This window comes from Nitrosomonas communis (genome assembly GCF_001007935.1).
GTDB lineage: Bacteria > Pseudomonadota > Gammaproteobacteria > Burkholderiales > Nitrosomonadaceae > Nitrosomonas > Nitrosomonas communis.
On sequence record NZ_CP011451.1, the window covers coordinates 1239625 to 1254564 of the forward strand.

A 14940-nucleotide genomic window follows, 5' to 3' on the forward strand; every position below is an offset into this window, starting at 1 on the left:
AATCAGGGCACTATTTCAAACAAACAGGCAATAAGCAAATAGGTAAATGGCGAAGCTCTCAGCAATTTCTTTTGCTTTTCCAATATCTCCGCAATCAGTAAACTGCCAGATTTATACCATCAATGATAAAAGGATAACATGTCACATACCGAGCTTTACCCGGAAATCGAGCCTTATCAACAAGGAATGCTGCCAGTCGATGCGCGGCATACCCTTTATTGGGAACAATCAGGCAACCCTAACGGTTTACCCGTCTTGTTTCTACATGGTGGCCCAGGTGCTGGATCAGCACCCAATCATCGCCGTTTCTTCGATCCCGCCTACTACCGCATCATCATTTACGATCAGCGTGGAGCGGGGCGGTCTACACCGCTGGGTGAAATTCGGGACAATACCACGCCTCATCTTATCGAGGATATCGAAACATTGCGACAATATCTGAGTATCGAACAGTGGCTGGTATTCGGCGGCTCCTGGGGCAGCACATTGGCGCTTGCATACGGAGAAGCACACCCTTCAAGTTGCCTGGGATTCATTCTGCGGGGGATCTTTCTTTGCCGCAAAAGCGAAATCGACTGGTTTCTTTATGGACTGCGCCATTTCTTTCCAGAAGCCTGGCAAGAGTTTGTGGCACCCCTCTCCCTGCATGAACGAAAAGATATCCTTGCCGCTTATTATCAGCGCCTGATGGACCCGGAGCCCGCCATCCATATGCCTGCCGCCCGTGCATGGGGTCGTTATGAAGGCAGATGCTCCACTTTGCTGCCCAGTCCGGAAACCGTCAATTATTTTACAAGTGATACGGTTGCGCTCGGGCTTGCACGCATGGAAGCCCATTATTTCAGTCATGATATCTTCTTGCCACACAATGCGTTGCTGGATAATGTCAAAAAACTGCACGGCATGCCTGCTACCATCGTGCAGGGACGTTATGATGCCGTTTGTCCCATCATCAGCGCAGATGACTTAACCCATGCCTGGCCTCAAGCCGAATATGTCATTATCGAGGATGCAGGTCATTCTGCATGGGAACCCGGTATTCGCTCGGCGCTGGTGCAAGCAACCGATAAGTTCAAAACCATGCTTAAGCCGCTAAAATAGCTCTGCTAACTGCTGCATTATTCCATCCCCCATCAAACCTGACGCGAAGGCAAAGCGCAAACCGTTCCATCATGCGGCCTGGGGAAGCCGGCCAGGTCAGATTTGATTTGGCAATGGAATAAGAAGCTGCGAGATATCGAGCAACTCAGCATATTCTCTTGCCTCTATTTGTTCATTAAACGGCAAAACACCAAGCAGAGGACAATTCAGGCGCTGTTGCAAGGCACGAATGTTTTCTGCTTGGCATTCCATATGAGGATCAATCTGGTTAGCTACCCAGCCTGCCAGGGTTAACCCGCTTGCATGAATAGCCCGGGCAGTCAACAAGGCATGGTTGAGACAACCCAGCCGCAATCCTACTGTCAGTATCACAGGTAATTTCAATGCGCGCGCCAAATCGCTGCTATCGTAGCGGTCATCCAGCGGCACCAGAAATCCCCCGACCCCTTCGACAATGACCATTTCTGCCATTTGCCACAGCACTTGAAAAGCCCGTTGAACAGTTGCAATATCAATCACGAGACCCGCTTGCTCAGCTGCGATATGCGGTGCCATCGGCTGCACTAACGCATAAGGATTAATCCATTTACGTGCTGCTGATAGGTTGCTGGCTTCAACAAGACGTTCCACGTCCATCCATTTACCGTTTTCGCACCCTGCTGCGATTGGCTTCATCCCAATCACCGATTTACCTGCCCTGGCAAATGCATATAGCAACGCGCAACTTGTGAGAGTTTTACCTACAGCGGTATCCGTACCGGTTACGAAGTAGCCTGCGGGCATAGTGTTTAATTCCATTGCTAAATCAAAACCGACTTGGTCGGCTTCCCCTTGCCGCATGATGGATACTGTCTGCAGCTCGCCTTCGCGTCATGTTTGATTGGGGATTGAAATAACCATTTATTCCAGACCGAGCTTCCGTCTGGTTTCTGGATTGAGAACCGCTTGTCGTGGCTCTGGTTTCCAGGCATGCCCATAGACCACTTCGAAGGTCGCCGGCAGCCTGCCAGCCTGACGGAATGATTCGTAATGTTTCACGACTTGCTGCCATCTCCCTTTCCCAGTCAGGCCTCGCTGTCTGCCATGTGTCACATTATGCGCACCGATGGTTTTAAGATCACGCATGATATCCATCACTTCCTGGTAAGTGAGCGTTATGTATTCCATATCCATGACAGGCGTGGCAAAGCCGCTATACACCAGCAGATCGCCGATATCGTGCATATCCATAAAACGATTGATATGGTTGTAACTGTCCACTGTTTTAAAGGCCTGCTTTAATTCTTTCAAGGTATCCGGACCGAAAGTACTAAACATCAGCAGCCCCCCTTTTTTCAGAACACGATGGGTTTCCGCAAAGGTCTGCTTGAGATCGTTACACCACTGAATGGTTAGATTTGACCAAATCATATCGACACATGCATCGCGCAGTGGAAGCTGTTCGATATCCGCACCCACATAATGCGTCATAGCGCGCTTACCCAACGGTAACCATTGCTGCCATCGGGGAACAGGTTGACGTGCTTGCAAATGCATCGCGAGTGCGATATCCAAGGCCAGCAGTTTGCTATGCGGATAGCGCTCAATAAGCTTACGGCTGCCATAGCCGGTACCGCTGCCCATATCCAGTATCCAATCGGGCGTATATTTGATGTAATCAAGGCGCGAGAGCATGCGTTCCCCCACTTCCCGCTGCAGAACGGCCGCTTGATCATAGCTGGCTGCAGCTCGTTCAAATGCTTGACGCAACTGACGCTTATCTAAAATGTGATCATAAATCATACAGGCTGGTTATAAATTGATTCGGATGCGATAAAAACGGGGCATGACCACAATGTGGAAAGCCGACTAATTTTGCGTGAGGCAATTGCTGGTGCATCCATCTGGCTGCATCCAGATGTGTGATCACATCATTTTCTCCATGCAACAGTAAGACAGGTTGAGAAATATCCGCTAATTTTCTCCGTAAATCGGTGGTCAGCAGGATCTGTAAACCGGCCCTGAGCGCGTGACCATCGGGTTGCCTATGTTGGAAAAAATGTTCACGTATTTGCGCTAATACATGTGTCATATCACATCCACCATTGACCTGCAGGGTAAAAAAACGGTTGAGCGTCTGGGTATAATGATGCTCCAGATTTTCCATAAAAAGCAGCAGCGTAGATTGATCCATTCCCCACTGCCAATCCTCCCGTTTGACGAAACAAGGGGTGGTGGCGACCAAAACAAGCTGACTCACTTGCGTGGGAAAAGATAAAGCCAGCTTGAGGGCTACTTGCCCACCGAGTGACCAACCACAAACGATGCTTTCCGCTGGCAAAATCTCCGCAACACTGGTTACGATGGCTTCGAGTGAATATGTTTCCCACATTGGACTCTGGCCATGACCTGGCAGATCCACCAAATGCAGCCGGAAATGACGCGCCAGCTGATCGCGGATACTGCCCCAGATACCACTGTGCATTGCCCAGCCATGCAACATCACGAGATCAGGCCCTTTGCCTGAAATTTCTACATGTAGCCGACTCATATCACATGACTATTTTTTATGATGAGATGATTTTTGCCAAATCATGTAATGTTTCACTTAATTGCTCAACATCTTCCTCCCGGTGGGCAGCTGATAAGGAAATGCGCAAGCGCGCTTTTCCCTCCGGAACAGTAGGCGGGCGGATGGCAGGCACCAGGATGCCTCTGTCACTTAACGCTGCACTTAAATGCATGGCCTCGTCATTGCCTCCTACCAACAATGGCTGAATGGGCGTCATGGAAGGCATTAATGGCCAACGCAATGAGTGCAGGCTGGTTTTCAATTGCGTGATAAGTTTGATTAATTTTTCACGCCGCCATGCTTCCTGCTTGATCAATGACAAACTGGTCATGAGGGTATGCGCCAATAACGCAGGCGTAGCAGTGGTATAACCATAAGAGCGCGCAAATTGGATAAGTGTTTCTATTATGTCGGATTGAGCCGCAACAAAAGCACCGGAAACACCCGCTGCTTTACCGAGTGTGGCCATGTAAACCAAGTGCGGTGAGCGCACATTAAATTTATCAAACGCATGCGTCACACCGTTACCGTTTTTGCCGAGCACGCCGAAGCCGTGAGCATCATCCAGTAACAACCAGGCACCATACTGCTCACATAGCGCCAATAGTTCAACGACAGGAGCGATGTCACCGTCCATGCTGAACACGGCATCGGTGACGACGAGTTTACCACTTGCGTCTGAGTCCGCCAGATACCTTTCCAGCCTTGTCAAGTCAAGATGAGGATAACGCTTAAAGGTTGCCTTGGAAAGCAGCGCTGCATCATTGAGAGAAGCATGATTGAGCCTGTCAGCGAAAATCGCATCACCACGACCGACCAACGACGTGATCACCGCCATATTGGCCATATAGCCGGTAGAAAACAGTAATGCCTGGGGTAACCCTACAAAATGGGCCAACGCTTCCTCGAGCGTGTGATGGGCCAGAGAATGGCCGCAGATCAGATGGGATGCACCTGACCCCACGCCATAACGTTGGGCGCCCGCACAGGCCGCTTCAATTAATGCGGGGTGGCTAGCAAGGCCTAGATAATCATTGCTACAGAAAGCAAGATAATGCTTTCCCTCAATCGCAGCATGAACCATCTGAGGACCTTCGAGCATTAACCGGCGACGGTACAACCCCGCGTTTTCGCGCTCCCTCAGTTTGGCTGAGAGATGTGTTAGCATGCCTGTTCCCGGCTAGAGGGTGCGTAATCCCAATTTGTCAAATAAGGCTTTATCGCTTTCTGTTTCGGGATTACCTGTCGTCAGCAGCTTGTCTCCATAAAAAATGGAGTTAGCGCCCGCCAGAAAACATAATGCCTGCACAGCCTCTGACATTTGCCGTCTTCCTGCAGATAACCTGACCATCGCTTTCGGCATCGTAATACGAGCTGCTGCAATGGTACGTACAAACTCGAACGGATCAAGGGGATCCGTACCATAAAGCGGGGTTCCTTCAACTTGCACCAGATAATTGATCGGCACTGATTCAGGATAAGGATCCAGATTGGCCAGCTGGGCAATCAATCCAGCGCGAGCCAGCCGGGATTCCCCCATACCCACAATCCCCCCGCAGCACACATTGATGCCTGCCTTGCGCACTTCCTCAAGGGTATCGAGGCGATGCTGGTAGTCGCGTGTGCTAATGATTTCTTCATAGAACTCGGGTGAGGTATCCAGGTTATGATTGTAATAATCCAGGCCAGCCTGTTTGAGCTGCTCGGCCTGCCCTGGTTTCAGCATGCCCAAAGTCGCACAGGTTTCAAGTCCCAGCACCTTCACAGCCACAATGATCTCGCTCATTTTATCAATATCACGTTGTTTGGGGCCACGCCAGGCTGCTCCCATACAAAATCGTGTCGCACCTTCCGCCTTGGCTGCCTGGGCAGCGGCCACAACGGTATCCAGCGACAGCATATCCTGATTCTCCACCCCGGTATGATAGCGCGCGGCCTGGGGACAGTAACCACAGTCTTCCGGGCAGCCACCTGTTTTAACAGAAATCAGCGTAGATAATTGAACGGCATTGGCATCATGGTATTGCCGATGAATGGTTTGCGCTTGATGAACCAAATCAGTGAAAGGGAGATCCAGTAAGGCCTGGATTTGTGGAACGCTCCATAGTGCCATACGGCTGCGATCCTGTTGTTCACCCATAGATTGCTTTTTTTCGTTTGCAATAGACTTGGTACTGGATTCAATCATGATAAGGTCAGAAAATTTTGCTCGATCTATAATATAGTGCCAGGAATCATCAAGGATCACGCTTCAATTGTCAAATTTTCTTTCAAAATTTTTGAACAGGCGATTAAATTTTGTGCAAACCCTGTTCCCAACCAATTGTCTTTTATGCCTGGCAGACTGCGAAAGCGATCTGTGTCGTGCCTGTCGTGAGAGCTTACCCCAATTACCTTCTGAACATTGTTCTTTGTGCTTATTGCCCACAAAAGATTCCTGTATTTGTGGTAATTGCCTCAAGCATCCGCCAGTATGGACACAGGCGCTTGCAGCACTACAATACGTTTTTCCCATCGATGCCATGATTCATTCGCTTAAATATCAAGGTAACCTGACTGTGGCGCCCATCTTGGCCAATCTATTGCTCGCAAAAATGAATCACTGCCCTCTACCCGATGTCATCATCCCTGTTCCGCTTCATCCGATTAAATTACAGGAGAGAGGCTTTAACCAGGCGCTAGAAATCAGTCGACATATATCCAGACAAATCAATGTTCCCTTGCTGCCTCATGCTTGTGTGCGTACCAGAGACACGTTTTCTCAAACTGAGTTATCCTGGAAGAAACGGCTAACTAATATGCAAAATGCGTTTGAATGTACTACGAGTCTCGCACATAAGCAGGTTGCCTTACTGGATGATGTCATGACAAGCGGTGCCACACTGAATGAATTGGACAAGGTGGTACGTAAACACGGCGCAACCCGGGTAAGTGTATGGGTGATCGCTAGAGCAATGCCGTCATCCGCTTTAATCAAAGCTACTGAGCATCATCAGACTATGTTATAGAATATGCCTTATGCTGAACGTTATTCTCTATCAACCTGAGATTCCTCCTAATACGGGCAATATCATCCGGCTCTGTGCCAATACAGGCGCTACACTTCATCTGATCAAACCGTTAGGGTTTCTTCTGAATGACAGGCAGCTGCTCCGGGCCGGACTCGACTATCATGAATTTGCTCATGTCGTGCTACACAAAGGTTGGGAAGAATGTATGCATAGCTTACCAGGACGGCGTATTTTTGCTGTGTCCACCAAAGGAACCCAACGCTATGATCAGGTTAAGTATCACCCTGAAGATGTTTTTCTGTTTGGTACAGAAACCCGTGGATTACCGATTGAAATTCTGGAGAGCTTTTCCAATACGCAACGTATTCATATTCCCATGCTGCCTGACCGTCGCAGCTTGAATCTTGCTAATGCTGTTTCCATCGTAATCTACGAAGCTTGGCGACAGCTTGGGTTTATCGCAAACGGGAAATGTTAGCCTCGATTTCTGAGCCGGCTGTGGTGACATATCGGTACAGCAGCGGAAACAGGAGGATAAGCATGCAATTGATAAGAAAGGCTATTATATGGATCATCTTAACAACCGAGCTAGCCATTAGCTGCAAAGTCCAGCTTTAATTGTTTAGCGTATGCTTAAATTTTCATTCAAAATCCGAGGGGTGACAAAAATCAGAAGCTCCCGCTTATCATCCCGCCTTGAATTATTCTTGAAGATATTACCGAGTATCGGCACGTCACCGAGCAAAGGCACCTTGTTATTCGCTATATTTTCTGCTCGCTCGAAAATCCCACCAATTACTACGGTGCCACCATTCTCAATGAGTACTTCAGTCGTAATTTGTTTGGTGTCAATCGCTGGACCAGCAGGTGTATCTTGACCACGGGTGTCCTGATTAACTTGCAGCTTCATGATAATGTTGTCATCTGGAGTAATCTGTGGCGTTACCCTGAGAGCTAGTACAGCTTTTTTGAACTGAATCTGCGGCCTTCCAAGCTGGCTGACAATCTGGAAAGGTATTTCGGTCCCCTGCTCAATGGTTGCTTCTACGCGGTTAGCTGTGACCAGGCGTGGACTGGCAATCACTCTACCTTTACTGTCTGATTCCAGTGCAGATAATTCCAAATTGATTAGCGAATCATCATTGATCTTGATTAAACTCAGCGCTAAAGCAGCCGGTCCCCCTGCTGCACCCGCAATCGCAGCAGCTGGTAAATTGACGTTAAGATTCTGACCACCGCCCGGGGCAGCGCCAGTAGCAAGTGAGCTGGAGCTGTCCAGATTGCCGGAGATTCCCAGATTACGGTTTCCAATCTGATGAGCACTTTGTACGCCAAACCGGGCGCCTAGATTGCGACTAAAGGTATCCGTTGCGACCACGATACGGGACTCGATCATGACTTGACGCACAGGAGTGTCAAGATTTCTGATATGTTTGGCGACCTCTGCCAGTCTGATAGGAATATCGGTGACGGTCAAAGTATTACTGATATCGTCAACTTCTACCGTTCCACGTTGACTCAAAATCCCTTTGAGAGGAATTGAACTGGCTGTCCGATAATTTAATCTGAAAGTCTCAGTATGCAAAGGTTCTAATTCAGTAATTTGCTGACGAGACTCCAGTTCGGTTTTTTCCCTGGCAGCTAATTCCTCACGTGGAGCAATAAAAATGACGTTACCTACTCGACGTTTATCGAGCTCCTGGGACTGAAGCACAATATCCAAAGCTTGGTCCCAGGGGACATCTTTCAGACGCAAAGTAAGACTTCCTTTAACTGAGTCGCTGGCAATAATATTCAGATTAGTAAAATCAGCCAGAACCTGCAAAACTGAGCGGACTTCCACATTCTGAAAATCAAGCGATAGTTTCTCGCCAGTATACCCTCCTGTGAGCAATTTCCTGTGGGCAGGCACATCTTCGCTTTCAACAATCGGTTTGACATCCAGAATAAATCTCGCCCCTGCATGATAGGAAGTATGCTCCCACCGTCCTTTGGATTTGATGACCATCTGTACGTTATTATCTTTGGTCATGGTTTCTATGGTTTGCACCGGTGTGGCAAAATCTACCACATCCACACGCCGCTCTAAATGAGGAGGCAAATAAGCGTTGATAAATTCGATCATGATCCAGTTATCCTGTTGACGAACATCGACGCCGATGCCTGGGGCGGAAAGGTCGACTTCCACACGGCCCTCGCCATTCAGGCCACGCTTGAAATCGATATCTTGCAGGCTCAACAGCTTTTTCTCCTGCATATCTACGCTGTTAAAAGGATAAACGGGAGTATGGACAGTTTTTTTTGCATTGAGTCCATTTAGTGAAATAAACAGTTGATTTCCTACCATTTTAGTCTCATAGGTCATCGGCTTTAACAAGTTCATCACCAGGCGGGTACGGTTTTCAGTTTGAACAATGTCAATGCTCTTCAAATCTCCTTCCCCTACTGCTTGTACTCTTTTACCAAGTGCATTAACCGTATTGATAAAATCAAAATAAATTCTATCCGGATTGTTTAAAGAAATGCCTACAGGAGCCGTATCAAGCAGTTGATCAAGCGATACTTTCACTATGATTTGTCTGTTTCGATTACTAACCACATCGATTGCATTGATTCTGTTCTGCTGCATTGATGTCACACGCGCCGGATTATCGGCCGCGACGATGGAAACCTGAAATAATATCAATAATAGTATGAGTTGGGAGGCAGCATATCGCCACCCGTAGAAAAGCTCTCTTGCTATCATCCTTCTCATTATTTCTGCACCTGCACTTGCAATACGAGCGTACTCAGGCGCTCGATCCAAACATGGACACCATCTTGCACGATTTCTTTTAGCTTGATTTCTGTCTCGGAAATATCGGTAATCAATCCAAAATTCTGGCCTAAGTAATTACCAGCCTTGACACGATGCACGGTATTATCAGGCGTCCTCACTAATGCAAAAATTTGCTTGTTTCGCTGCAATGTTCCAACCATGGTCAGATTTTCCAGCGGAAAATTCTCCAACGCTTCCTTGCGCCGTTTCAGATCAGGCTGAAGCGTGTCATGCTTGCTGGATGGAATGTTTTTTTGTGCATTGAAAGGATCGGAAACGTTAAATGCTTCATAATTGAACTGAGCAAAAGGCCTGATCTGAGGTAATGGATCGACCTTGCCACGCAACCCTTCTCCAGATTGGTTCACAAACTCTTCAAGATCATTGTAGGTACCTTCACTACAGGCCGAGGCCGAAACAATAACAAGCCACACACGCCATAAATGAGGAAACCACTTGATCATTTATTTCCCCCACTGTTGCTCTTGACCTGATTAGCAAGCTCTTCATCATCAAGATAGCGAAAGGTCTTTGCGACAGCGTTCAACACCAGATTTTGCTCCTTCCCGGGAGTAATATTAATATCATTTAACGTTACAATCCGTGGTAATTGGGCAACATCACTGGCAAAAGCACCGATGTCATGATAGTTACCGATGACACGTACCGTTACGGGTAATTCAGCATAAATTTCTTTGATCGTTTCGCTCGCTGCGGGCTTGAATAACTCAAATTGCAATCCCCGTCCTAAACCAGCCCGATTAATATCTACCAGCAAAGCATCTATTTCAGATTTATTGGGTAATTGTTTCAACATCAAACTTAGTGTCTGCTCGATCTCCTGTAATTGCTGCCGCATAATATCCAAATTGACAGCGCTTCTTTTTTTGATCAGATAAGTTTCTTTAAGCGTCACTTCTTCTGCTTCAGCCCTTTCAAACATTTCTGACTGCTCCTGCCAATCCAGAAAATAACCTACCGCGACAATTGCCACCAGCAAGCTGATCAATGTACAGACCTTGATGGCTAGCGGCCAGCTACCGGGATCATTGGGGTTAAGTAGCCGCAATTGTTCTGATAAATTCATCCTCATCCACCTTTTTATTCCAGTTCTAAATCAAAACTGCCTTTGTCGGCTTCACCCTGCCGTATGATTGATACTGTCTGCGGCTCACCTTCGCGCCATTTTTGATTTGGAAATGGAATTAGCTAATTGGAAATATGCGCTGGCGTAGATCCATTATCCCAGCTAGTCAATAACTCGGTGAGCCTCACATTCAAATCAAATTCATTCATACGCACATTATTGACATTAACTGCCTTGATCTCGATCAATAGAGGAGATTCAAATATGGGTGACGCGTCCAAATTCCGCATTAAGGTAGATACCCATGCATTTGATTGCGCATAGCCAGAAAGATGGATGTGCTCATTAGTTTGCTTGAGACTCTTGAGATATACCCCATCTGGCACTAGTCTAGCCAGCTGATCTAACATATAAACAACATGAGTGCGATTGACTTGTAATGCCTCCACGACCTCTTTGCGTGCGAGCACTTCCTTGAGTTGCTGCTTGATTTGTTTGATTTCTACAATTTGCTTATCAAGAATAGCAATTTGACTCTGCAGGTATTGATTACGCCTATTCTGATACTCAATCTTTCCCAGGATAGCCTCATGCCCTGCCCAGACAATCAGTATGCCAAGAACACAAGCGGCTCCAGCCAGTATGGCAAACTGCTGCTGGCGTGCCTTACGTTTAAGTTCACGGTGCGGAAGTAAATTAATGCGAATCATGAGGGATCAAAGCCCCGCATTGCTAATCCACAGGCAGTCATTAATAAGGGTGCATCTACTTTCAGCTGCTTGAGGGGGATACGATTAGATAGCTCCATATTGACAAAAGGGTTAGCGATTTGTGTCATCACTTGGGTACATTCAGTCATCATCTCCCCCAAACCAGGAACTGTTGCGCATCCACCACAAAGAAAAATATAATCAATCCGAGTATATTGGGTAGAAGTAAAAAAGAACTGCAAAGCACGTTTCACCTCCTGCGCAAGTGTTTCGCAGAAAGGTTGCAACACATTCGTCTGATAGCTGTTGGGTAAACTCCCATTGCGCTTGGCTGCTTCTGCTTCTTCATATGTCAAATTAAACTGATTCTGAATTTCCTGAGTTAACTGAGCTCCCCCGAACGGTTGATTCCGTGTATACACAAATTCACCATTGCAAAGAACATTTAGACGGGTAGTACTCGCACCGATATCGACCAGTGCAATCACTTGATCCTTGCCTCCTCCAGGTAACTGACGCTCAATTAACTCAAAAGAAGTTTGGGCAGCGAAGTGCTCGACATCGATTACGACTGCTTTTAGACCAGCCGTTAATGCAGCAGCAACCCGATCTTCCACTTTTTCCTTGCGTGCAGCAGCGATCAGGACTTCTACCTCATTTGGATTCTCAGGTATTGCTCTGATGACCTGAAAATCGAGATTTACTTCGTCCAGTGTAAATGGAATATATTGATTCGCCTCTGTTTCAACTTGAAAGACCAAATCATCTTCTCGTTGGCCAACGGACATGATGATTTTTTTGGTAATGACAGCAGCCGCGGGCAGTGCAAGGGCGATATTTTTTACACGTGTCTCCATACGCTTCCATGCACGATGAAGGCTATCTCCCACTTCCTTGAGATCATTGATATTTCCATCAAGAATAGCTTCTTTCGGCATTGGTTCAATGACATATCGCTCAAGGCATAATGTGTTCTCAGCTTTGTTAGTCATGGAAAGCTCGATCATTTTCACCGACGAAGCACTGATATCGACCCCTAAGAGTCGTGACGATCTGGTAGAAAAGAAATTGAGATTGATATCAAAGCTTTTATTCAACATTGATTTATTAGAAACAATATTTTAAAGTGCGGTATTGTAATTATCAGATGACATGCAAAAATTTTCATCGGCATGTTTAATCCTTCGAGTCAATCTAACTTTCTTTAGCAAACTGATATGCTGGGTAAACTATTCTGGCAGATTCCAAAAGAGTTTGATTTATACAAAAACAGCAGATATACCCTCTATAATTAGCAATTGATTTTTATTCCTCATAGTTAGAAATTTTATATCTCATGTTATTTCGTTGGCTGGCCTATCTCTTTCTAGCAGTGCTGGGAGCAAGCATGATTGGTGTTTTACTAATCGTTTTTGCAGCACTCGTTGTTATCCCGACATTACCTTCGCTCGAAGTTTTGATGGATTATCGGCCTAAGATACCGTTACGGATCTATAGCGCGGAAGGGTTACTCATCGGTGAATTTGGAGAAGAGCGTAGAAATTTTGTAAAAATTAACGAAACGCCCACCTATCTTAAACAAGCCATCGTGGCCGCTGAGGATGACCGTTTCTATCAGCACGGCGGGGTGGATTATATTGGTATTCTGCGAGCTGCTTATTCCAATTTCAGTGGAGGAGGCGCGCTTCAAGGTGGCAGTACGATTACGATGCAGGTTGCACGTAATTTTTTTCTGACTAAAGAAAAAACTTTGACGAGAAAATTCAGCGAAGCCTTACTGGCATTTAAAATTGAGCACAGTCTAAGTAAAGATAAAATTCTAGAACTCTATATTAATCAGATATATCTGGGTCAAAGAAGCTATGGGTTCTCAGCCGCAGCTCAAACTTATTTTGGAAAATCGCTCGATGAAATTAATTTAGCGGAAGCAGCCATGCTGGCAGGATTACCCAAGGCCCCCTCAAGATTTAACCCAGTCGTTAATCCAGAGCGCGCAAAGATACGCCAGCGTTATGTGTTGAAGCGGATGCACGAGCTTGACTATATTTCCGACGAACAATTAGCCAAGTCAGAAAAGCAACCGTTACCCATACACCGCCAAGTACGGAATTCTGCCATGCCCGCTGAGTACGTGGTTGAAATGGCCAGACAAGCGGTATATCAACGCTTTGGTGAAGAAGCCTATACACGTGGCATTAAAGTCTATACCACTGTAAGAAAATCAGATCAAGAGGCCGCGAATCAGGCACTGCGTAAAGGCGCATTAGAATATGATAGCCGTCATGGTTATCGAGGCCCAGAAGGTTTCATTGATTTACCCAGAAATGATGCCAACCTGAAAAAAAATCTGGAAGAAGCGCTGCAACCATTTCATGATAGCTACGATATGTTCATTGCTGTAGTGCTAACCACCAGCTTAAATTCTGTTAAAGCTTATCATAAGGGTGGAGAAGTGATACAGATTAGCGGAGATGGACTCAAGTTTGCCAAAAGATTTCTTACCGATGACCCTAAGATTGGTAATCAGCGAATTCGTCCAGGAGCATTAATTCGGATACAAAAGAATGAGAAAAATGTCTGGCAAATTGTCCAACTTCCCGAAATTGAAGCCGCACTCGTTGCCATTGATCCGATTGATGGGATGATTCGTGCTCTGGCCGGAGGATTTGATTTCAATCTCAATCAGTTTAATCATGTCACCCAAGCATGGAGACAACCAGGCTCCAGCTTCAAACCATTCATTTACTCCGCTTCACTGGAAAAAGGATTTACACCCGCAACGATTATCAATGATGCGCCTTTATTTTTCGATGCGGCGCAAACGGGTAGCAAGTCTTGGGAACCTAAAAATTTTGATGGCAAGTTCAGCGGTCCAATACGCATGCGTGTTGCACTGACTCATTCAAAAAACCTGGCATCCGTTCGAATTCTTCAATCCATTGGACTGCGCTACGCCCAAGATTATATTACTCGCTTTGGTTTTGATAGTGATCGTCACCCTCCTTTTTTACCCATGGCGCTGGGAGCAGGCTCTGTGACACCCTTGCAAATGGCCGTTGGGTATGCCACTTTTGCTAACGGCGGTTTTCGCATTCATCCTTACTTCATCGAAAGAATAGAAGATGATGAGGGTAGAATTCTTGAACATGCTCAACCTGTTATTGCCGGGATGAATGCCAAGCAGGTGATTGATCCACGGAATGCCTTTCTGATGACCAGTATGATGCAAGATGTGATTCAACGAGGAACAGCCACCATGGCAAAAAGACTCGGTCGCAAGGATATCGCAGGAAAAACAGGCACAACCAGTAATTTTATTGATACCTGGTTTTGTGGTTTTCAGAAGAATTTGGTCACGGTAAGCTGGGCAGGTTTTGATGAACCTAAAACATTGGGTAAGAATGAAACTGGAGGACGTGTCGCTTTACCCATCTGGATAAACTATATGGAAAAGGCGTTAAAAAATATCCCTGTTGCGACTTATACTCCTCCCCAAGGCATCATGGTAGCCAGAATTAATCCGGAAACCGGTTTGAGAGATGAGAGAGGAGCGATGAGTGAATATTTTTTCAACGAACAGCTCCCCCCTCAGGCCGAGTTACCTACTGAGGATTTTGACTCGATAGAAGCGCTGTGGAATCAGTTATACTGAAAAGAGGATT

Annotated in this window: 14 protein-coding genes; 4 read left to right on the forward strand and 10 right to left on the reverse strand. The window is 46.4% G+C overall.

The features are described 5' to 3' along the window. The first annotated feature begins 138 nt into the window (after positions 1–138). Positions 139–1101: a prolyl aminopeptidase gene (pip, locus tag AAW31_RS05630; protein ID WP_046849493.1), complete on the forward strand. Its 963-nt coding sequence runs from the start codon at positions 139–141 to the stop codon at positions 1099–1101. Positions 1102–1197: 96 nt separating this feature from the next. Here the strand turns inward: pip and bioD are convergent, their stop codons facing one another. Genes bioD through bioB form a run of 5 tightly spaced genes read right to left on the reverse strand, consistent with a single transcriptional unit; the run spans position 1198 to position 5792 of the window. Beyond that, positions 1198–1941: a dethiobiotin synthase gene (gene bioD, locus AAW31_RS05635; RefSeq protein ID WP_309567524.1), complete on the reverse strand. Its 744-nt coding sequence runs from the start codon at positions 1939–1941 to the stop codon at positions 1198–1200. A gap of 60 nt (positions 1942–2001) precedes the next feature. After that, complete coding sequence (bioC, locus tag AAW31_RS05640) at positions 2002–2883, reverse strand: malonyl-ACP O-methyltransferase BioC (RefSeq protein WP_046849494.1); 882 nt, start codon at positions 2881–2883, stop codon at positions 2002–2004. Next, on the reverse strand, positions 2873–3631 hold the full coding sequence (gene bioH, locus AAW31_RS05645) for a pimeloyl-ACP methyl ester esterase BioH (protein ID WP_046849495.1): 759 nt from the start codon (positions 3629–3631) through the stop codon (positions 2873–2875). Before bioH ends, bioC begins: the two co-directional genes overlap by 11 nt. Positions 3632–3647: 16 nt before the next feature. Further along, complete coding sequence (gene bioF, locus AAW31_RS05650; protein ID WP_046849496.1) at positions 3648–4820, reverse strand: 8-amino-7-oxononanoate synthase; 1173 nt, start codon at positions 4818–4820, stop codon at positions 3648–3650. Positions 4821–4832: 12 nt separating this feature from the next. Beyond that, complete coding sequence (bioB, locus tag AAW31_RS05655) at positions 4833–5792, reverse strand: biotin synthase BioB (RefSeq protein WP_046851541.1); 960 nt, start codon at positions 5790–5792, stop codon at positions 4833–4835. 160 nt (positions 5793–5952) lie between these two features. On the opposite strand from bioB, the gene AAW31_RS05660 reads away from it, so the two are divergent. Together AAW31_RS05660 and trmL are read left to right on the forward strand one after the other, a co-directional pair. Next, complete coding sequence (locus tag AAW31_RS05660) at positions 5953–6660, forward strand: ComF family protein (RefSeq protein ID WP_046849497.1); 708 nt, start codon at positions 5953–5955, stop codon at positions 6658–6660. 10 nt (positions 6661–6670) lie between these two features. Then, a complete protein-coding gene (trmL, locus tag AAW31_RS05665; RefSeq protein WP_046849498.1) occupies positions 6671–7141 on the forward strand; it encodes a tRNA (uridine(34)/cytosine(34)/5-carboxymethylaminomethyluridine(34)-2'-O)-methyltransferase TrmL in 471 nt (156 codons plus the stop codon). A gap of 144 nt (positions 7142–7285) precedes the next feature. On the opposite strand, the gene pilQ is transcribed toward trmL, so the two are convergent. From pilQ to AAW31_RS05690, 5 genes are all read right to left on the reverse strand, one after another. Continuing rightward, a complete protein-coding gene (gene pilQ / locus AAW31_RS05670) occupies positions 7286–9418 on the reverse strand; it encodes a type IV pilus secretin PilQ family protein (RefSeq protein ID WP_052752103.1) in 2133 nt (710 codons plus the stop codon). Then, complete coding sequence (locus tag AAW31_RS05675; protein ID WP_046849499.1) at positions 9418–9945, reverse strand: pilus assembly protein PilP; 528 nt, start codon at positions 9943–9945, stop codon at positions 9418–9420. Before AAW31_RS05675 ends, pilQ begins: the two co-directional genes overlap by 1 nt. Then, entirely contained in the window at positions 9942–10568 is a 627-nt protein-coding gene (locus AAW31_RS05680) for a type IV pilus inner membrane component PilO (RefSeq protein ID WP_046849500.1), read from the reverse strand. The genes AAW31_RS05675 and AAW31_RS05680 overlap by 4 nt, the downstream gene beginning before the upstream one ends. Positions 10569–10690: 122 nt before the next feature. Beyond that, positions 10691–11278 (reverse strand): PilN domain-containing protein, encoded by a 588-nt coding sequence (locus AAW31_RS05685; RefSeq protein ID WP_046849501.1) that lies wholly within the window; start codon positions 11276–11278, stop codon positions 10691–10693. Continuing rightward, positions 11275–12378 carry a pilus assembly protein PilM gene (locus AAW31_RS05690; protein WP_046849502.1) on the reverse strand — a complete coding sequence of 368 codons (1104 nt, stop codon included), beginning with the start codon at positions 12376–12378 and terminating at the stop codon, positions 11275–11277. The genes AAW31_RS05685 and AAW31_RS05690 overlap by 4 nt, the downstream gene beginning before the upstream one ends. A gap of 236 nt (positions 12379–12614) precedes the next feature. Here AAW31_RS05690 and AAW31_RS05695 point away from each other — a divergent pair, with 236 nt between their 5' ends. Next, a complete protein-coding gene (locus AAW31_RS05695) occupies positions 12615–14930 on the forward strand; it encodes a penicillin-binding protein 1A (protein ID WP_046849503.1) in 2316 nt (771 codons plus the stop codon). The last annotated feature ends 10 nt before the right edge of the window (positions 14931–14940 follow it).